This window comes from Amycolatopsis sp. NPDC054798, assembly GCF_053611505.1.
This window is the reverse complement of sequence record NZ_JBSHAM010000128.1, coordinates 1-18691: the sequence shown is the minus strand read 5'-3', so window position 1 is coordinate 18691 and position 18691 is coordinate 1. Positions and strand designations below refer to the sequence as shown.

The window sequence follows — 18691 nt, the reverse complement described above, 5'->3', positions numbered from 1 at the left end:
CGCGCCCCCCACCGAAACCCACCCCCGCGGCACGGCCCACGGCCCCGGCTAGCCCTTATAAAACGCGCATCGCCGCTCACGAGACTCGCCTCAGGAATAACTCCGCGGCGTCCACACGACCGCCCGCCCGTCCGGCCCTTCCTCCACCACCGTGCGCGAAGAACCCACGATGAGCAGGCACCGCATGTCCACGGCAGACGGATCCAGCTCGCCCAAGGTCGTGACCCGGACGTCCTCCTCCGGCCCGCCGACATCCCGGGCGACCACCACCGGCGTCCCCGGATCCCGGTGCCGCAGCAGGACTTCCCGCGCGTTCGCCAGCTGCGCCACCCGAGTCCGCGAAGCCGGGTTGTACAGCGCCAGCACCAAATCCGCCGCACCGGCAGCGTCCAGCCGGCGCTCGATGATCTCCCACGGCTTCAACCGGTCCGAAAGGGACAGCACGCAATAGTCGTGTCCCAGCGGCGCGCCGACCCGGGACGCGGCCGCCTGCGCCGCCGTCACCCCGGGCACGATCCGCACCCGCGCGCCCGCGCCGTTCCCGGCCGAAACCTGTTCCAGCACCGCCGAAGCCATCGCGAACACACCCGGGTCCCCGGACGACACCACGGCCACCCGCGCACCGGTCGCGGCCAGCTGCAACGCCTCGACCGCGCGGTCCGCTTCGACCCGGTTCCCCGACGCGTGCCGCTGCTGTCCCGCCCGCTGCGGAACCCGCGCGACATAAGGGCCGTAACCGACGATGTGGTCCGCCGCCGCCAGTTCCGCCGACGCTTCCGGCGTCAGCCATTCCGGCCCGGCCGGACCGAGCCCGACAACCACAACCTCGCCGCCTTCCGCCGGGGCCGACGGAACCGCCGGAACCGCGGGCTCACCGTCCACACGCGACTGGTAAGCCGGGCTGGGCAGCAGCGCCAAGGAAAAATACGGCACCGAATCCGGGTCGACGTCCGCGAACGGCTCCACCCGCTGCTGTCCCCAGGTGGCGCGCTCGACGTACCAGGCGTCGTCGAGCTTGCCCGCCTCCGCGAGCGCTTCCCGGACAGAACCGAAGGTACGGCCCAACTTCAGCACCGCCGCCGCTTCGGTGTCCGCCAGCCGCCGTGCCAATTCGGGCGCTGGCAACGTTCCCGGCAACACGGTGAGCACTTCGTCGCGCTGCACCAGCGGACGGCCGAGCACCGACGACGCCGCGCTCACCGACGTCACGCCGGGCACCACCTCGGCCTCGAACCGCCCGGCGAGCCGCTCGTGCATGTACATGTAGGAGCCGTAGAAGAACGGATCGCCCTCGCACAGCAGCACCACGTCGCGCCCGGCGTCGAGGTGCTCGGCGAGTTTTTTCGCGCTCAGCTCGTAGAAATCGGCGATCGCGCCCTCGTAACCGCCGGGATGGTCGGTGGTCTCGGTGGTGACCGGGTAGACCAGCCGCTCTTCCAGCTGTCCCTCGCGCAGGTACGGCTCAGCCACCGATCGCGCGATGCTGCGCCCGTGCCGTGCGCTGTGGTAGGCGATGACGTCCGCCTCGCCGATCAGCCGCGCCGCTTTGACCGTCATCAATTCCGGGTCACCGGGGCCGAGCCCGACGCCGTACAGCCGCCCCGTCATTCGACCGCGCTCGCAATCGCGTTCACGGCGCCGACGGCCATCGCACTGCCGCCGCGACGGCCGTGCACGACCAGATACGGCGCGGGCGCGCGCTTCGCCAGCTCCACTTTGGACTCAGCGGCACCGACGAAACCGACTGGCACACCGATGATCGCGGCCGGTGCGCCGACGCCCTCGTCGAGCAGCTCCAGCAACCGGAACAGTGCGGTCGGCGCGTTGCCGATGGCCACCACGGAACCGGGCAGCCGGTCGCGCCACAGCTCCAGCGCGGCGGCCGACCGCGTGGTGCCCAGCCGTTCGGCGAGCCCGGGCACGCTCGGGTCGTCCAAAGTGCACACGACGTCGTTCGCCGCGGGCAGCCGTTTGCGCGTGATGCCGCTGGCGATCATCTTCGCGTCGCACAGGATCGGCGCGCCCGCCTCCAGCGCGGCACGGCCCGCCTCGACCACGTCGAGCGAGTAGCGCAGGTCGTCGACCAGGTCGACCATGCCGCAGGAGTGGATCATCCGCACCGCGACGCCGGCGACGTCGTCGGGCAGGATCGCCAAATCCGCCTCTTCGCGGATCGTGGCGAACGAGTGCCGGTAGATCTCGGCCCCGTCCCGCAGGTAGTCGATCACGAAGGTCCCTTTCTCGCCAACGCATCCGCCAACTCGGACGCCGTCGTCCAGCGTCCGTCGACACGGTAGCCGCCGGGTTCGGCGACAACGTCGCGGTGGGCGCCGGACGGCCGCCCGCACCGCCGTGCACAGCCCGAAACGTGCACCCGTTCCCCGTCCGCGACCAGTGTCGCCGCGTCGGCGCGGACGTCGGCGAGAGACTTCGCACACCCCGGCGCGCCGATGCAGGCGCTAAGCTCCGCCGTCGCCGGGTCAGTCGACAGCCCCGCCGCGTGCAGGCGTTCGACGTCCGCGCCGCCGGGAAGCAGCACCGAACGCCACGGCGTGACGACGGCGTCACCGAAGTCGGCGAGCGTGCGCAACTGGGCAGCGGTCAGCTGGCCGAAGCGGGGCGCAACACCCACCGCCTCGCCACCGTCGTCGCGCCGGATCCGGCCCACAGTCGGGTCGATTCGTGTCAGGCGCTCCTGCGGAACTTCCCGCGGACCGTCCGGCAGCAACGCCGAAGGATCGGCCAGTTCCCCGATCCGCCACGCCGAACCTCGCGTGCGCGCAAACGTTTCCGCCACCGTGAGCAGCGCGGACACCGCCTCGTCGCGCGACACGAGCCAGCCGGAATCGGCTCCAGCCAGCAGCACCGCACCGGTCGTCGGACCGACCGCGCGCCAGCACACGTCCGTGCCCACGACGTCGCCGCGGCCGTCGTCAAAACCGAACAGGAACCGCCCCGGCAGCTCCGCGAGCTCCGGCCGCGCGCACAACGCGCGGTCCAGCGTCGCGGAAAGCCCCCGGACGTCCGCGAGCCCGCCGCGCACCCCGCTCAACGGCGAGGCCAGCACGTTCCGTACGCGTTCGTGACTGGTCGACGGCAACAACCCGGCTTCGGACAGCCGTCCCGCCAAGCCCGGCCTACGGACGCCGCGCAGCTGGACGTTCGCCCGCGAGGTCAGATGGACATCGCCGTCGCCGAGGTCTTCCGCGCAGGCCGCCAACGCCCGCAACCGGTCCGCGGTCACCACGCCGCCGGGAAGCCGGACCCTGGCGAGCGGCCCGTCCGCCGCGTCGTGCGTCGCGAAGACTCCGGGGCAGGCGTCGGCGCGCACGCGGGCAGGGCTGGACATGGCGCTCACTTTAACTCGCGGCCGAGTTAAAAGGCTTGCGATCAGATGTAGTACATCTGCTACATTCCATCGCACAGGCAGGATGGGGGTCATCCAATGAGAGATCAAGCGGACACCGTGCTCCGCGTTGAAGGCTTACGCATGCGCTACGGCGCGAACGACGTGCTGCACGGCACGTCGTTCACCGCGCACCGCGGCGAGGTGCTGTGCCTGCTCGGGCCGAACGGCGCGGGCAAGACCACGACGATCGAAATCCTCGAGGGGTTCCGCATGCGGTCCGCGGGCGAGGTGTCCGTGCTGGGCACCGACCCGGCGCGCGGGGGCGAGGATTGGAGGGCGCGGCTGGGGGTCGTCCTCCAGTCCTGGCGCGACCACGGCAAATGGCGCGTGCGCGAGCTGCTCGACCTGCTCGGGTCGTACTACGCGCCGTATTCCACCGACCGGATCCGCCGCCCGTGGGACACCGACGAGCTGATCGAGGCGGTCGGGCTCGCCGAGCACGCGAGCAAGAAGATCCGGATGCTGTCCGGCGGGCAGCGGCGCAGGCTGGACGTGGCGATCGGCATCGTCGGCCGTCCCGAACTGCTGTTCCTCGACGAGCCCACCGCCGGGTTCGACCCGCAGGCGCGGCGCGATTTCCACGAACTCGTGCACCGGCTCGCCGACGACGCCACCACGATCCTGCTCACCACGCACGACCTCGACGAGGCCGAAAAGCTCGCCGACCGGATCCTGATCCTGAGCGGCGGCCACATCGTCGCCGACGGTTCGCCGGACCAGCTCAGCCGCCAGATCGCGGGCGAGGCCGAGGTGCGCTGGACGCTCGACGGACAGCGGTTCGTGCACTCGACCACGGAAGCGACGAAGTACGTGTACGAACTGTTCAAGCAGCACGGCGAAGCGGTCGCCGACCTGGAGGTCCGGCGCGCGTCGCTGGAGGAGACCTACCTGACGCTCGTGCAGCGCGCGGAGACCGGGCTGACCTCGGCAGGTGCGCGATGACGGCGACGGCGCAGCGGACCGCGGCGCGGGTGGGGCTCCGCCGCGGGTTCATCGAATTCCGCCAGCAGTGGACGAACCGCGAGGACCTGATCGGCCAGCTCGTCTGGCTGGCGATGATCTTCGGGACGCTGTTCTTCATGCGCGGCGCGCAGCTGCCGGGCACCTCGTTCTCGCTGGGCACCGCGACGGTGCCGAGCGTGATCGGCGCGGGCATCGTGTTCAACGGCCTGTCCAGCGTCGCCAGTGCGCTGATCGTCGACCGCGAGGACGGCACGCTGCTGCGGGCGAAAGCGACGCCGAACGGGATGTTCGGCTATCTCATCGGCAAGGTCACGACGTTCTCGCTGGTGCAGGTCGCGAGCATCGTCGCGATGCTGGTGCCGTCGCTGTTCCTGTTCGACGGGCTCGCCCCGGACGGGTTCTTCTCGATCCTGAACCTGCTGTGGGTGCTCGCCGTCGGGCTGGTCGCGACCATGCCGATCGGCGCGGCGATCGGCTCGCTGATCCAGGACTCGCGGATGCTGGCCCTGGTCATGCTGCCGATGCTCGGGCTCGGCGCGATCTCCGGGATCTTCTACCCGATCACCGCGCTGCCGGTCTGGCTGCAGGACGTCGCGCAGGTGTTCCCGATGTACTGGCTCGGCCTCGGCATGCGCTCGGCGCTGCTGCCGGACCAGGCGGTCGTCGTCGAGATCGGGCAGTCCTGGCGGCCGTGGGCGACCCTCGGCGTGCTGCTCGCGTGGGCCGTGATCGGATTGGTGCTGGCCCCGATCCTGCTGAAGCGGATGGCCCGGCGCGAATCGGGGTCGTCGGTGGCGGCTCGACGGGAAAGGGCACTTCAGCGTGTGTGAGGCGCGGTGAGCGAGAACGTCTACAACCGCATCGCGGTGCTGCGCGCCGAACGCGGCATCTCGCGGCGGCAGCTCGCGGACGCGCTCGGCGTGCACTACCAGACCATCGGGTACCTGGAGCGCGGCGAGTACAGCCCGAGCCTTTTCCTGGCGTTGCGGATCGCGGAGTTCTTCGAGGTCGCGGTGGAGGTGCTCTTCTCCACCGAGCCCTTCCCGCGGATCGGGGACGAAAGCCGGCCGCGGGTCTCGTGAGGGTCTGCTCACCTTGACGGCGCCGGTGCGCCCCGCGAGAGTAAGAGCGCACACGCGTCGGCACGCGGAGGAACCCGGTGGAAATCCGGGGCGGTCCCGCCACTGTGACCGGCGGCCCCGCGGCCGCCGGGAGCCAGGAACTCCCGCCGGCGTGCCCGACGACCCGGGGCGCGGACACCCCGAGTGAGGAACGCCGTGATCCTGCTGCTGTCCACTTCGGACACCGACCTGCTCAGCGCCCGGGCCAGCGGCGCGGACTACCGCCTCGGCAACCCCTCCCGGCTCCCGCTGCAGGATCTCCCCGGGCTGCTGGAAGGCGCGTCGATCGTCGTCGTCCGGATTCTCGGCACGCCGCGGACCTGGCAAGAAGGACTGGACACGCTGCGCGCGTCCGGCGCGCACGTGATCGTGCTCGGCGGCGAGCAGACGCCGGACGCGGAGCTGATGAAGCTCTCCACCACCCCGGCCGGGATCGCCGCGCAAGCGCATCTGTACCTCGCGCAGGGCGGTCCGGAAAACCTCACGCAGCTGCACCGGTTCCTGTCCGACACCCTGCTGCTCACCGGCGAAGGCTTCGAACCGCCCGCCGAATTGCCCTCGTGGGGCGTGCTTTCGCGACCGGCTCCGGCGGGTGATGGACCGGTCATCGGGATCCTGTACTACCGCGCGCACCACCTGTCCGGGAACACCGGTTTCGTGCACGCTCTTGCCGACGCGGTCGAGTCCGCCGGCGGCCGCGCGTTGCCGATCCACACCGCGTCCCTGCGCACGCGCGCGCCGGAGATGATGGCCGAACTGGGCAAGGTCGACGCCCTGCTGGTCACCGTCCTCGCCGCGGGCGGCACCCGTCCGTCGGAAGCCGGAGCGGGCGGGGACGACGAATCGTGGGACGTCGCGGAAATGGCCGCGCTGGACGTGCCGGTGCTGCAGGCGCTGTGCCTGACCAGCGACCGCGAAACCTGGTCCGCCAGCGACGACGGCCTGTCCCCGCTCGACGCGGGCAACCAGATGGCGGTACCGGAATTCGACGGCCGGATCATCACGGTCCCGTTCTCCTTCAAGGAATTCGACGACGACGGCCTCCCCCGCTACGTCGCCGACGCCGAACGAGCCTCCCGCGTCGCCCGCATCGCCCTCGCGCACGCCCGGCTCCGCCACACCCCGCCGGCTTCCCGCCGGATCGCCCTGATGCTGTCCGCGTACCCGACGAAGCATTCGCGCGTCGGCAACGCGGTCGGCCTCGACACTCCCGCTTCGGCGATCAAGCTGCTGCGCCTGATGCGCGACCGCGGCTACGACCTCGGCCCCGACGCCTTCCCCGGTGTCAACCCGACCGGCACCGACCAGCCCGACGGCGACGCCCTGATCCACGCCCTGATCGCCGCGGGCGGCCAGGATCCCGAATGGCTCACCGAAGAACAGTTGTCCGGCAACCCGATCCGCGTTCCCGCCGCCCGCTACCGCTCGTGGTTCGCTTCCTTGCCGGTCGAGTTGCAAGAAGCGATGGAAGAACACTGGGGCCCGGCTCCGGGTTCGCTGTATGTCGACACGTCGGCGAACCCCGAGGGCGACATCGTCCTGGCGTCGCTGCAGTCCGGCAACGTCGTGCTGATGATCCAGCCGCCGCGCGGTTTCGGCGAAAACCCGGTCGCGATCTACCACAACCCGGACCTGCCGCCGAGCCACCATTACCTCGCCGCCTACCGCTGGCTGGAAGAGGAATTCGGCGCACACGCCGTCGTGCACCTCGGCAAGCACGGCTCGCTGGAATGGCTTCCCGGCAAGACCGCAGGACTTTCCGCCGCCTGCGCCCCCGACGCCGTCCTGGGCAATCTGCCTTTGGTGTACCCGTTCCTGATCAACGACCCCGGCGAAGGCGCGCAAGCGAAACGCCGCGCGCACGCGACCATCGTGGACCACCTGGTCCCGCCTATGGCCCGCGCCGAGTCTTATGGCGACCTGGCCCGCCTGGAACAGTTGCTGGACGAACACGCCAACATCGCCGCCATGGACCCGGCGAAACTCCCGGCGATCCGCGCCCAGATCTGGACTCTCATCCAGGCCGCGAAACTCGACCACGACCTCGGCGTCGAGGAACGTCCGCACGACGCCGAATTCGACGACTTCCTGCTGCACATCGACGGCTGGCTGTGCGAGGTCAAGGACGCCCAGATCCGCGACGGCCTGCACATCCTGGGCGAGGCCCCGACCGGCGAGGCCCGCGTCAACCTGGTCCTGGCGATGCTTCGAGCCCAGCAAATGTGGGGCGGCAAACAAGGCGCCGTCCCCGGCCTCCGCTCCGCTCTCGGCCTGAAGGAAAACTCAGACGCCCCACTGTCCGAAGTGGACGCCATCGAAACCACCGCCCGCACGCTGGTCTCCGCCATGGAGACCCACTCCTGGTCTCCCGCTTCGGTTTCCTCGGTCGTCACCGAAGTCCTGGGCTCTCTCGACTCCGAAGTCGCCCGCGTCCTGACCTTCGCCGCCACCGAAATCGTCCCCCGCTTGGCCGGCACCTCGTCGGAAGTAGACGCGGTACTCCACGCCTTGGACGGCGGCTACATCCCCGCCGGCCCCAGCGGTTCCCCTCTGCGCGGCCTGGTCAACGTCCTCCCGACTGGCCGGAACTTCTACACCGTCGACCCGAAAGCCATCCCCAGCCGCCTCGCCTGGGAAACCGGCCAGGCGCTCGCGGACTCCCTGCTCCGCCGCTACCGCGAAGACACCGGCGACTGGCCGCGGTCCGTCGGCCTCTCGGTCTGGGGCACCTCCGCCATGCGCACCTCCGGCGACGATGCCGCCGAAGTCCTCGCGCTGCTGGGAATCCAGCCGGTGTGGGACGAAGCTTCCCGCCGCGTGACCGGCATCGAACCCATCCCGCTGTCCGAACTGGGCCGTCCCCGGATCGACGTGACAGTCCGCATCAGCGGCTTCTTCCGCGACGCTTTCCCGCACGTCATCACCCTGCTGGACGACGCCGTCCGCCTGGCCGCTTCTCTGGACGAACCGGAATCGTCCAACTACGTCCGCGCCCACGTCTCGGCGGACGTAGCCGCCCACGGCGACACCCGCCGCGCCACCACCCGCATCTTCGGCTCGAAACCAGGAGCCTACGGAGCCGGCCTGCTCCCCCTGATGGACTCCGGAAACTGGCGCGACGACAAGGACCTGGCCGAGGTCTACGCAGTCTGGGGCGGCTTCGCCTACGGCCGGGACCTGGACGGCCGTCCCGCTCGCGAGGACATGGAAACGTCGTACAAACGCATTGTCGTGGCCGCGAAGAACACTGACACCCGCGAACACGACATCGCCGACTCGGACGACTATTTCCAATACCACGGCGGAATGATCGCCACCGTCCGCGCCCTGACCGGTTCTGCTCCCGCTTCTTATGTCGGCGATTCCACTACTCCCGACGCCGTCCGCACCCGGACACTGGGCGAAGAAACGGCCCGCGTTTTCCGTGCCAGGGCGGTGAACCCGCGGTGGCTGTCCGCCATGCGCCGACACGGTTACAAGGGCGCGTTCGAACTCGCCGCGACCGTGGACTACCTCTTCGGCTTCGACGCGACGGCCGGCGTCGTGGGCGATTGGATGTACGAGAAGCTGTCGCAGTCGTATGTGCTGGACGAGGAAAACCAGCAATTCCTGCGCGACGCTAACCCGTGGGCATTGCGGGGGATCATCGAACGCCTGACGGAAGCTGCCGACCGGGGACTGTGGGAAGAACCGGATCCGGAGTTGATGGCTCAGATGCGCGAAGTGTATTTGACGCTGGAAGGCGATCTGGAGAACGAGTGAGGCGGGTTCCTGGGTTGGCTTGGGCCAACCCAGGGTTTAGTGCGCCCGTGGACGTCTCAGCCGCCGCCATCGCGCTTGCCCGGCCCTCACTGCTCTGGCGGTGTGATCGCGCGTCTTTCTCGGCTCTCGAATCGCTGCGCGTCCGTCTCTCGCCGAGTCCGCTCGACCAACCCGCGCTGCCGCCTCCAGCGCGGTTACTGGGAGCTTTCCGTTCACCGGTCGCCGTCAGTCCTCCTGCCGTCTGACGGAACCAGACGGGTCCTCTGCTCTGCCTCAGCCCACTTCGTCGTCCCTCTTCGCCCGTCGATTTCGCCGCTTGCCCGAACTCGCCCCAACCGGCCGGGGCGCCGAGGCCGCTCCTCTGCCGGTTATTTGGTCCAGCCGCCCCAACGTCAACCGCAGCTCCAAGCCCGCCCCGCCCTCGGCTCGCGCCGACCTCGCCAGCGCGCACCGGAACTCGCCCAGCCGCCTTCCGAGCCCAGCCTCCCCCGCCCCCGGCCGCTCCCCCGTTCTTTGCCGCCGTCGTTCCCGGCAATCCTGCTCTCAGCTGCGCCCGCTCTCGGCCGCCTCCGTGCCCTGCCACACTCCGCACCCAGCAGCCGTGCTCCGAGCCCTATCTCCAGGCCCTCCCGGCCCAGCCCCGCCACCACCACTGCTCCCGCCACCACTCGCGGACCTGTCCGCGCTTCCCCCGCTGGCCAGCCACCGCAGCACCCGCCCCTCGCCGCCTGCCCGGCCCCGTCCAGTCCAACCGCACTGTCACTGTCTCCCCCTGTCCTCAGCGGACCACTCGCCCCTGCGGTCCGCGTCCGTTCGCGCGGAACCGTTGCGCCACAAGGGCGAACCCGCCGCACCGGATTCCGGCATACCTCCCGAACCAGCCTCCCTGCGGACGAGAGCATCCGCCTGCACCTTGACTTCATAATGGTCTAGTCCAATGCTTACCGCATCATTTTCCGCATGCTCGCCGGAGGACAGATGCAACGAAGCAGACTGGCCGCCACACTCGTCGCCGCCGCTACCGTGGCCGGGGCAGCTGCCGTTGTGGCCGCGACCGCCCACGCGCAGACCGGAACGTCGAGCGGCCTCGACAACAACTGGTACGCCGCCGCGCCGTACCTCATGCCGCAGAGCAACAACCCGCCCGACCCGGTGACCGTCATGAACGCGACCGGGCAGAAAGCGTTCCAGCTGGCCTTCATCCTCGCGCCCAAGGGCGGCGGATGCAGTCCCACTTGGGACGGCACCTCGCCGGTTTCCTCGGACACGACCGTCGGCGACGCGATCAACCGCATCCGCGGCAACGGCGGCGACGTGTCGGTTTCGGTCGGCGGCTACGGCGGCACGAAACTGGGCCAGACGTGCGGCACCGCCGACGCGACCGCCGCGGCCTACCAGCAGGTCGTCACGAAATACAACCTGAAAGCCATCGACTTCGACCTCGAAGAACCCGAGTACGAAGACACTGCGGCCATCGCGAACGAACTCGGCGCCGCGAAGAAACTCCAGGCGGACAACCCCGGGCTGTTCGTCTCGGTGACGATGCCGGGAACCGCGGCCGGAACCGGCTGGTTCGGCACCCAGTTGCTGGACCAGGCGAAGTCGATCGGCTTCTCCCCCAACAACTTCTCGATCATGCCGTTCGACGGCGGCTTCAACGGCGGCGGCGCGTCGCAGGTGTCGGCGCTCGAAGCGTTCCACGGCTTGCTGCAAAGCCACCTCGGCTGGGACAGCGCCACCGCGTATGCGCACGAGGGTTTCTCGGGAATGAACGGGAAATCGGATACGTCGGAATACTTCAACGTCTCCGATTTCCAGACCGTGTACGACTACGCGACGAGCCACCACCTCGGCCGGTTCACGTTCTGGGCAGTGAACCGCGACCGGCAGTGCACGACGACGACCGACAACAGCGTGTGCTCGAACGTCCAGCAAAACGACTGGGACTTCACGAAGTTCACCACCCGGTTCGCGGGCGCGACCCCGCCGCAGACCACCCCGCCGACGAGCCCGACCAGCCCGACCAACCCTCCGGGCACCTGTTCGGCATCGGAATGGCAGAAAACCCAGGTCTACACCGGCGGCGCCGTGGTTTCGCACAACGGCCACAAATGGACCGCCAAATGGTGGACCCAGGGCGAGGAACCCGGCACGACCGGCCAATGGGGCGTCTGGACCGACAACGGGACATGCTGACCGGCTAGTTTTCCCGATGGGGCGCTCCCACGCGGAATCCGCGCGGCAGCGCCCGATCCGTCAGCTATATCCCGGAAATCAGGGCCGAACGCCGGGCAGATGCGTATTCGCCCGGCGGACCTCCGACGCCAGCGCCGGGACCTCGATCACCCGCCGTCCGGCCGCGACCAGCCGTTCGACCCCTTCGGCCTCGACGAACAACGAGGGTTCCCGCCAGGCCATCACCACCCGTGGGATGGCGGTTTCGAGGATCAGCTGCGTGCAGCTTTTGGGATGGGACGCGCGATCGCTGCACGGTTCGAGCGAGCTGTACATGGTTGCGTCGGCGAGCCGCGGGTCGTGCGGATCGAGCTTCGCCAGCGCGGCTTCTTCCGCGTGATTGCGCGGATCACCCTCGCCCGAGTGTCCAGTGGCAAGCACTGTCCCGTCCGGCAACCCGACGACCGCGCCGACCCGAAACGTCGAGCTGGGCGGGCATTCGTCGGCAAGCTCGATGGCCTGACGCAACCGCAGCAGATCCAGCGACGACGGTTCGGCCGCGGCGCGATATCGCAGCACAGCGACGTCCCCGAGGCGCCGTACCTCCGTCAGTTCCAGCGGCCGGGGGAACGCACCAGGCCCGAGAAACCGCGGCGCTCGCGGGTCGCCGACCATGATCGGCGCGACCGCGAGCCGGAGTTCGTCAGCGAGCCCGGCGTCGAGGAACTGCGTGTGCACCGCTCCGCCGCCCTCGACGAGGAGCGTCTGAATGCCGCGCGCAGCAAGGTCATCGAGGACACGCTCCAGCCGTGGAGGACTGCCGACGTCGACCACCGTCGCGACCTCGCTCAGGCTGTCCGCACTGCCCGCGGGCGCGTAGACGAGCTTCGCGGTGTCGCCGACAGTGAAGAACCGCGACGCCGGATCGAGCTTGCCGCTGCTCGTGACCGTCACTTTGACCGGTTGCTCCGGACGTCCCGCCGCGACCCGCTCGCGACGCAGTTCAGCGGAGCGCACGAGAAGCCGCGGGTTGTCGGCCCGCACCGTGCCCGCGCCGACGAGGATCGCGTCGGCCTCGGCACGGAGCCGGTCGACCTCCGCGAAGTCGTCCTCGTTGGACAGGAGCAGACGGGTGCTGCCGGCGTCGTCGAGATAGCCGTCCAGCGATTGCGCCGCGGACAGCAGGACGTGCGGCCGTCCAGTCATCGTGCCCATCCGCTCATCGTGCTCCGGCCAGGTCAGGCGGGCACCACGGCGTACTGCCGGACGTACAGGTCGGTGTAGGTCACCGGCCCGCGCGGACCCGGCACCCGGTCGAGGTTGATGCCGGTCTCGGGCACCGCGAGCAGCTTGAAGCCGTCCAGCAGCCGGGTCGGTGCGTTCCAGAACACGCCGGTGCCGGTGTAGCCGTCGAAGAACTGCTCCGCGGCCGCCGGGTTCTCGGTCGCGATCCCCGCGGCAAGCCCGGACGTGCGCTCGTTCGCGATCTCGACCGCGTCGACGAGCCCGCCGACCTTCTCCACGGTGACGGTCGCCTCCCGCTCGGAGTCCAGCGCCCACTCGTAGCCGATCGGGTGCTCGTGCGGCGCGAGCGAGGGCGTGACGCCACGCTCGGCCAGCGCCGACTCGATCTGCGGCCACACCGTGTCGTGCACGTCCTCGTGGATCAGCAGCAGGTTCAGCCGGTTGCAGACGCCAAGCCGGTCAAGGCTCGAGAACACGAGGTCGCGGACCTTGTCCGCATCCGCCGCGACGTCGACGTACAGCACTCCGCCACCGTCGGCGTGCGCCAACGTGCGAACCCCGTGCACTGCGGCCTCGGTCGCAAGCGCGCGCGTGCTGTCACCGCTGCCGCGCAGGATGACGAGCGGCACGAGCCCCGGCAGCCGGACCAGCGCCGACGCCGCCTCCCGCTCCACACGCGGGACCAGCTGCACGACGTCCGGGTTGATCCCCGCGGCCTCGAGCGCAGGCGCGATCACGACGTCCCGCAGCCGCTGCGCCGACCCCAACGCCGCCGATCCGGTCCGCAGCACGCCGCCGTTGCGCGACTTGACCAACTGCGACGCCACATCGACCGTCACGTTCGGCCGCGCCTCGTAGTTCGCGCCGATGACACCCACCGGACGCCGCCGCTCGACCAACCGCAGCCCGCCGTCCAACGTGGACACCTCGACGGACCGCTCCTGGTGCGGCGCGCCAGCCAGCAGCCGCAGCTGCGCGGCCATCCCGTCGAGCCGCTCGGGCGTGATGGTGAGCCGGTCGAGCAGACCGGCGCTCATCCCGTCGGCCGTAGCCTTGGCGACGTCGGCCTGGTTGGCCTCGAGCACCTCGTCCCGGTGCGCGACGAGCCGCTCCGCCATCCCGACAAGCGCCGCGTCCACCGCGTCGTCCCCGGCGGCGGCCAACGACGGCGCAGCCGCCTTCGCCGCCCGCGCACACTCCTCGACGGCCTTCGCGACCTCGTCCATCGCCTGTCTCCCTCCGGCGGCTCAGCAGACGTCCAGTCTGCCGTACCGCCCACATGGGAAGACGACGGGCTCAGCCCTCGGGACACTCGCGCCCCAGTCTCCTGCTCGACAACGCCGCCGCTCACGACAGCTGTGCCTCTGCCCGCGGGCTTCAACCGCAGCCCCAGACACTCCCAAGCCGCCCCCCGGGCGCACGAACCCGCGACCACGCCGTCATTCCCGTCGCTGCGCCCAACCGCACCACCACAGCTCAGCAGCGACGACGTCCGCCCACCTAGCCACGCCACAGCAACCCAACGCGCAGACGTCGCCGCCGCACCACAGCTCACTCCGGCGCAACCCAGCGATCCCACGCCGTCACATCACGCGACCGAGCCGCCACCCCACCGCGTCAACCAGCCGCAAGCCAGCACCGCAACGGCCGCCTCACAACGCCAACGGCTGCAGCAACCACAGCCCGCCCGCGATGACGCAGCTCACCGTGAGGACGCCGAAAACCAGCACCCACAACACTGCGGGCACGGCGGTCAACCGGCTCAGCTGATCGGCGTCGGAGTCCCGCGCCTGGCCCCGTCGCCGTTTGAGCTGAAGCTCCACCACCGGCCGGACACCGCCGATCAGCAGGAACCAGGTCAGCAGATACACGAACGGTGCCTGCACCACCTTCGGCGCGACCAGAGCCACGAGCCCGAGCACGACGGCGCTTCCCACCACCGTGAACACGCCGTAGGCGTTGCGCACCATGATCAGCACGCCCAGCAGCAGCAACGCGACGAGCACGAGCACCGCGGTGATCAGGTCCGCCCCGACCAGGCTCGCGAACAGCAGTCCCAGAACCGACGGCGCGATGTACCCGGCCAAGGCCGTGAACGCCATGCCCGGCCCCTCAGGCTTGCCGCGCGACACGGTGACCCCGGAGGTGTCCGAGTGCAGCCGGATCGACCGCAGCCGCCGTCCGACTGTCACCGCGGCCAGGGCGTGGCCTGCCTCGTGCACGATCGTGATGACGTTGCGGGCGAACCGCCACGGCGTCCCGCCGGCCAGCACCACCAGCAAGGCGATACCGCCAGTGACCAACGTGATGACGCTCGGCGTGTTCGCTTGTTCCAGCGCCGCACCGACTGTCCCAGTGCCCGCTGCCATGGCCGCACCAGAGATTTCTCCGGCACCCGGTCGAGCACTGAGCACAGTCGAGACGGCGAGTACGGGCGTATTCACGCGGACACCTCACCACAGGCCGTATTTGGCTCCGGTGAGTGCCCAGGCGACAACCGTCGACCGCGATTCGGTATAGGGCGCGGCCTCACTCCATGACGTCTCCTTCCTGCCGATCCGTCTCCTCACCTACTGCTCAGTCCGCCACCTCCCCAGATGCCGACTTCCGCAGCCGATCAAGCCGGAAAAGATGCGCGACCCATGACCGATACGGACGCCAGTCCTCAGCCAGCGGCTCAAGCTCGTCCGGCGGCGTGTCGGGAGGCAATGCGTACTCCGCGCGCAGGATCTGGTGAAGCTGGGTGTCGAGCCGCGGGAAGAGATCGGGATGCCCCGCACCGTGCAGCAAGATCTGCTCCGCGGAGAACGCTCCGATGCCAGGAATCGCGCACAGCCGGGTCATCGCGTCGGGGATCGGCAGCGCTAGCAGCTCCTCGGTGTCGAGGCGGCCGTCGGCCGCTGCCCGGGCGACGGCTCGAAGGCGAGCGAGCCGGAACGGCCCCACCGACGGTTCGTCGCCCAGCTCAGCCAGAACCTGCGGCGCGGGAAAGGAAAACGGCCCGTCCTCGCCGACCTGGCGCCCGTGTCGCGCCGCGAGCTGTTCGCGCAACCGCATCGCCTGCTGTGCCCTCATCCCTTGGGTGAGCACGGCCCAGCAAGCCGCTTCGTACGGCGACGAATACAGCACCGGCCGCGCTCCACTGTGGCGAGCCTGGAGCCGCCGAACCACCGAATCGCGGCTCGCGACCTCGGCGAAACCGGATTCGTCCACATCGAGCGAGAGCATCCGGCTCACCTGCGCGACCACTCGCGCGGCGACTTCCACCGGCGCGGACACGCCGACTTCGACCGTGCCCGGGGATCTCTGCCGGATCGCGGCCCCGGCGTGGGTCCAGGTCCCTTCCACCGGGAACGCCAGCCGCAGCACGCCCGGTTCGGCCGCGAAGGACCCCGCCGGGCCCGCCCCGGCGAGCCACTGGGACGCGGCGCTCAGGTCGAAGGCCCCGTGCACGGCGATTTCACCGGTGGGCAGGTCGATCGGACGCAGGATCGGTGCGGTCATCAGTCAGTCCTCCTCGCTGGTCTCCGCGGGTCGGAGACCATGCGGACGACGTTAGGAACAGACACCGACAATGCCGGGCCTCGAACGCTTGATCGGACAGATCTTCACTCGAACGAGTGAGCCACTAATGCCGCATACTGCCGGTATCCCCACCGAGAGGACCCCCGTGCCCCACCACAGCACCCAGCAACGGCTCGCCGATCTGCTCAGCGAACCGGCCACGACGGCCGACGGCTTCCTCGACACGCTCGGCGACGCGGCCCAGGCCGGCCCGCCCACCGGGCTCACTCAACGGCTCATGCGCACCGCGCTGCTGCCGCAGGTCTACGAACGCTATTGGCGGCCAGTGCTCGGCCGTGTCCTCAAGGGCCTCAGCGGCCCGAGCATGTCCGACGAGGTCGCGCTGGCCGCCGAACGGCTCGCACTGCAGCCAGGCCAGGTCGTACTCGACGTCGCGTGCGGGACTGGCCGGTTCACGCGCGCGTTCGGGGACGCGGTGGGACCGGACGGGCTCGCGATCGGCCTGGACGGCGCACGCAGCATGCTTTCGCGCGCAGTCGAAGAAACTGATTCCCCGAACGTGGCTTACCTTCGCGCTGACGCGGTCGAGCCGCCGCTGCTTTCGTCCACTGTGGACGCTATTTGCTGTTTCGCCGCTCTGCACATGTTCGCCGAGCCGGAACGCGCGCTCGATTCGTTCGCCCGGATTCTGCGCCCTGGCGGCCGGATCGTCCTGCTCACGAGTGCTCGCCGCGACTGCCAGCCGGCCCGGATCGCCGACACCGCAGGAGGAATTGTCAGCGGGCAACGCATGTTCGACCGCGGAGAGATCGCGGCCAGCTTGCGCGCACGGGGTTTCGACGAGGTGCACGAGCAGTACTTCGGGGTCGCTCAACTCGTCTCCGGTCGGCTTTCTGACGTGCGGTGATCCATTTCTGTCGGGGTTCGGCGATAGCATTCCCCGCATGACCCACGCCGCACCTGTCCCGCCCGACGACAGCCACCTCCGCTCCCTCATCGAAGCCACCGCCGACGCCGTGGCCGCCGCCGAACCGCTCGGCTCCGACCACGCCGGAGCCGACGCGGAAACCCGTGCCGCGGTTGAAGAAGAAGTGCGCGCCCGAGCCGGCGAACTCGTCGCGCTCAGCCAAGATCTGCACGCACATCCGGAAGAAGGGTTCGCCGAACACCGGTCAGTCGGCGCACTCGCCGAGTTGCTGCGGGCCCACGGACACGAAGTCACGGTCGGGCTCGGCGGGCTGGACACCGCGTTGCGCACCGGAACTCCGGACAACGACGGCCCGCACATCGCAGTGCTGTCCGAGTACGACGCCCTGCCCGGGTTGGGGCATGGCTGCGGGCACAACGTTATCTGCACTGCCGGAGCTGGCGGGTTCCTCGGCGCGGCAGCAGTGGCAGAGCGGCTCGGCGGCCGCGTCTCGCTGGTTGGCACTCCCGCGGAGGAAGGCGGTGGCGGCAAGGAAACGCTCGCGCGGGCTGGGGTTTTTGACGATGTCGACGCGGTGATCATGCTGCACCCGTTCAGCCACGACATCGCACTGCACCCGTTCCTCGGCCGACGGCAGCTCGAAATGGTGTTCCACGGCGTCGGCGCACATGCTTCGGCACAGCCGTTCATGGGCCGCAATGCGCTCGACGCCGCCGTGGCGGCCTATCAAGGAGTGTCGGCGCTACGGCAACAACTGCCGTCGAGCGATCGAGTGCACGGCATCTTCACCGATGGCGGCGCGCGACCGAATGTGATTCCCGCCCGGGCGGCTCTTTTGTTCTATCTCCGGTCGGCGAACCCGGAGACGCTGCGCGACCTGGCTGACCGGATGACCGCGATCGCCCGCGGCGCAGCGGAAATGACGGGCTGCGGAGTGGAATTGCACTGGGACGAGCAGCCGGCATACCTGCCGATCCGGTTCAACACCACGCTGGCCGGCCGATGGTCGGTCAATCAACAAGGCACCGGGCGGAAACCGCTGCCGCCGGGCATCGTGCCGGAGTTCCTGACCGGGAGCACGGACCTCGGGAATTTGTCCTTCCGGATGCCCGCGCTGCACCCGATGATCGCCGTGTCCGAGCCGACGGTCGCGTTGCACACCAAGGAATTCGCCGAGGCCGCCGGATCGCCGACGGGTGATCGAGCGGTCGTCGACGGTGCGCTGGGCCTGGCTCTGACAGCCGCCGACTACCTCGCCGACGCGAAGCTGCGCAAAGCCGTGCACGACGAGTTCGAGGCATCGGGAGGGGCGCTGGACGTGCCGAGTTTCTTCGACTGAGAGGTGTTGGGACAGAGCGGGAAAGGGTGAATGGCGGTGCCCGTGCGACGGGAAAGGAGGTGCGTGAGCCAGGTTGCTGGGTGGGACTGACGGCTGTGAGGGCAGCAGCGCGAGCACCGGCCGGGCTCGTGTTCTGACGGCACGGCACGGCACGGCACGGCACGGCACGGCACGGCACGGCACGGCACGGCACGGCACGGCACGGCACGGCACGGCACGGCACG

The 18691-nt window shown here is 69.8% G+C and carries 14 protein-coding genes and 1 riboswitch; of the genes, 7 read left to right on the top strand and 7 right to left on the bottom strand.

Annotation, left to right across the window (positions count from 1 at the left end; translation table 11 throughout):
• Nucleotides 1-90: 90 nt before the first annotated feature.
• From ACWGIC_RS40820 to ACWGIC_RS40810, 3 genes are read right to left on the bottom strand one after another with little or no spacing between them, the layout of a single operon-like run.
• Entirely contained in the window at nucleotides 91-1608 is a 1518-nt protein-coding gene (locus tag ACWGIC_RS40820; RefSeq protein ID WP_452081310.1) for a precorrin-2 C(20)-methyltransferase, read from the bottom strand.
• Complete coding sequence (locus tag ACWGIC_RS40815) at nucleotides 1605-2228, bottom strand: precorrin-8X methylmutase (RefSeq protein WP_037354494.1); 624 nt, start codon at nucleotides 2226-2228, stop codon at nucleotides 1605-1607. The genes ACWGIC_RS40820 and ACWGIC_RS40815 overlap by 4 nt, the downstream gene beginning before the upstream one ends.
• Complete coding sequence (locus tag ACWGIC_RS40810) at nucleotides 2225-3349, bottom strand: precorrin-3B synthase (protein ID WP_452081309.1); 1125 nt, start codon at nucleotides 3347-3349, stop codon at nucleotides 2225-2227. The genes ACWGIC_RS40815 and ACWGIC_RS40810 overlap by 4 nt, the downstream gene beginning before the upstream one ends.
• A gap of 96 nt (nucleotides 3350-3445) precedes the next feature.
• On the opposite strand from ACWGIC_RS40810, the gene ACWGIC_RS40805 reads away from it, so the two are divergent.
• From ACWGIC_RS40805 to ACWGIC_RS40785, 5 genes are all read left to right on the top strand, one after another.
• Nucleotides 3446-4351 carry an ABC transporter ATP-binding protein gene (locus ACWGIC_RS40805; RefSeq protein WP_452081308.1) on the top strand — a complete coding sequence of 302 codons (906 nt, stop codon included), beginning with the start codon at nucleotides 3446-3448 and terminating at the stop codon, nucleotides 4349-4351.
• The gene (locus ACWGIC_RS40800; RefSeq protein ID WP_452081307.1) at nucleotides 4348-5202 is read left to right on the top strand and encodes an ABC transporter permease; all 855 of its coding nucleotides are present in this window, start codon (nucleotides 4348-4350) and stop codon (nucleotides 5200-5202) included. Before ACWGIC_RS40805 ends, ACWGIC_RS40800 begins: the two co-directional genes overlap by 4 nt.
• Nucleotides 5203-5208: 6 nt before the next feature.
• A complete protein-coding gene (locus ACWGIC_RS40795) occupies nucleotides 5209-5454 on the top strand; it encodes a helix-turn-helix transcriptional regulator (protein WP_452081306.1) in 246 nt (81 codons plus the stop codon).
• 67 nt (nucleotides 5455-5521) lie between these two features.
• A riboswitch (cobalamin riboswitch) is annotated at nucleotides 5522-5597 on the top strand.
• Between the two features lie 52 nt (nucleotides 5598-5649).
• Complete coding sequence (cobN, locus tag ACWGIC_RS40790; protein ID WP_452081312.1) at nucleotides 5650-9255, top strand: cobaltochelatase subunit CobN; 3606 nt, start codon at nucleotides 5650-5652, stop codon at nucleotides 9253-9255.
• A gap of 978 nt (nucleotides 9256-10233) precedes the next feature.
• Entirely contained in the window at nucleotides 10234-11451 is a 1218-nt protein-coding gene (locus ACWGIC_RS40785; protein ID WP_452081305.1) for a chitinase, read from the top strand.
• Between the two features lie 78 nt (nucleotides 11452-11529).
• Here ACWGIC_RS40785 and ACWGIC_RS40780 read toward each other — a convergent pair whose 3' ends face one another.
• The 4 genes from ACWGIC_RS40780 to ACWGIC_RS40765 all read right to left on the bottom strand — a co-directional run bounded on the left by ACWGIC_RS40780 (nucleotide 11530) and on the right by ACWGIC_RS40765 (nucleotide 16179).
• A complete protein-coding gene (locus ACWGIC_RS40780) occupies nucleotides 11530-12636 on the bottom strand; it encodes a dihydrofolate reductase family protein (RefSeq protein ID WP_452081311.1) in 1107 nt (368 codons plus the stop codon).
• 32 nt (nucleotides 12637-12668) lie between these two features.
• The gene (locus ACWGIC_RS40775) at nucleotides 12669-13901 is read right to left on the bottom strand and encodes an aldehyde dehydrogenase family protein (RefSeq protein ID WP_452081304.1); all 1233 of its coding nucleotides are present in this window, start codon (nucleotides 13899-13901) and stop codon (nucleotides 12669-12671) included.
• 426 nt (nucleotides 13902-14327) lie between these two features.
• Complete coding sequence (locus tag ACWGIC_RS40770) at nucleotides 14328-15044, bottom strand: M50 family metallopeptidase (protein ID WP_452081303.1); 717 nt, start codon at nucleotides 15042-15044, stop codon at nucleotides 14328-14330.
• A 208-nt stretch (nucleotides 15045-15252) separates the two neighbouring features.
• Nucleotides 15253-16179: a DNA-3-methyladenine glycosylase family protein gene (locus tag ACWGIC_RS40765; RefSeq protein ID WP_452081302.1), complete on the bottom strand. Its 927-nt coding sequence runs from the start codon at nucleotides 16177-16179 to the stop codon at nucleotides 15253-15255.
• 166 nt (nucleotides 16180-16345) lie between these two features.
• On the opposite strand from ACWGIC_RS40765, the gene ACWGIC_RS40760 reads away from it, so the two are divergent.
• Together ACWGIC_RS40760 and ACWGIC_RS40755 are read left to right on the top strand one after the other, a co-directional pair.
• Nucleotides 16346-17107, top strand: a complete 762-nt coding sequence (locus ACWGIC_RS40760; protein ID WP_452081301.1) for a class I SAM-dependent methyltransferase — start codon at nucleotides 16346-16348, stop codon at nucleotides 17105-17107.
• A 37-nt stretch (nucleotides 17108-17144) separates the two neighbouring features.
• Complete coding sequence (locus tag ACWGIC_RS40755; RefSeq protein WP_452081300.1) at nucleotides 17145-18467, top strand: M20 family metallopeptidase; 1323 nt, start codon at nucleotides 17145-17147, stop codon at nucleotides 18465-18467.
• Nucleotides 18468-18691 lie beyond the last annotated feature (224 nt).

Coding starts and splice junctions, on each gene's coding strand:
- ACWGIC_RS40820 (WP_452081310.1), bottom strand. CDS start 1,608: ATGACGGGGCGGCTGTACGGCGTCGGGCTCGGCCCCGGTGACCCGGAA.
- ACWGIC_RS40810 (WP_452081309.1), bottom strand. CDS start 3,349: ATGTCCAGCCCTGCCCGCGTGCGCGCCGACGCCTGCCCCGGAGTCTTC.
- ACWGIC_RS40805 (WP_452081308.1), top strand. CDS start 3,446: ATGAGAGATCAAGCGGACACCGTGCTCCGCGTTGAAGGCTTACGCATG.
- ACWGIC_RS40800 (WP_452081307.1), top strand. CDS start 4,348: ATGACGGCGACGGCGCAGCGGACCGCGGCGCGGGTGGGGCTCCGCCGC.
- ACWGIC_RS40785 (WP_452081305.1), top strand. CDS start 10,234: ATGCAACGAAGCAGACTGGCCGCCACACTCGTCGCCGCCGCTACCGTG.
- ACWGIC_RS40780 (WP_452081311.1), bottom strand. CDS start 12,636: ATGACTGGACGGCCGCACGTCCTGCTGTCCGCGGCGCAATCGCTGGAC.
- ACWGIC_RS40775 (WP_452081304.1), bottom strand. CDS start 13,901: ATGGACGAGGTCGCGAAGGCCGTCGAGGAGTGTGCGCGGGCGGCGAAG.
- ACWGIC_RS40770 (WP_452081303.1), bottom strand. CDS start 15,044: ATGGCAGCGGGCACTGGGACAGTCGGTGCGGCGCTGGAACAAGCGAAC.
- ACWGIC_RS40765 (WP_452081302.1), bottom strand. CDS start 16,179: ATGACCGCACCGATCCTGCGTCCGATCGACCTGCCCACCGGTGAAATC.
- ACWGIC_RS40755 (WP_452081300.1), top strand. CDS start 17,145: ATGACCCACGCCGCACCTGTCCCGCCCGACGACAGCCACCTCCGCTCC.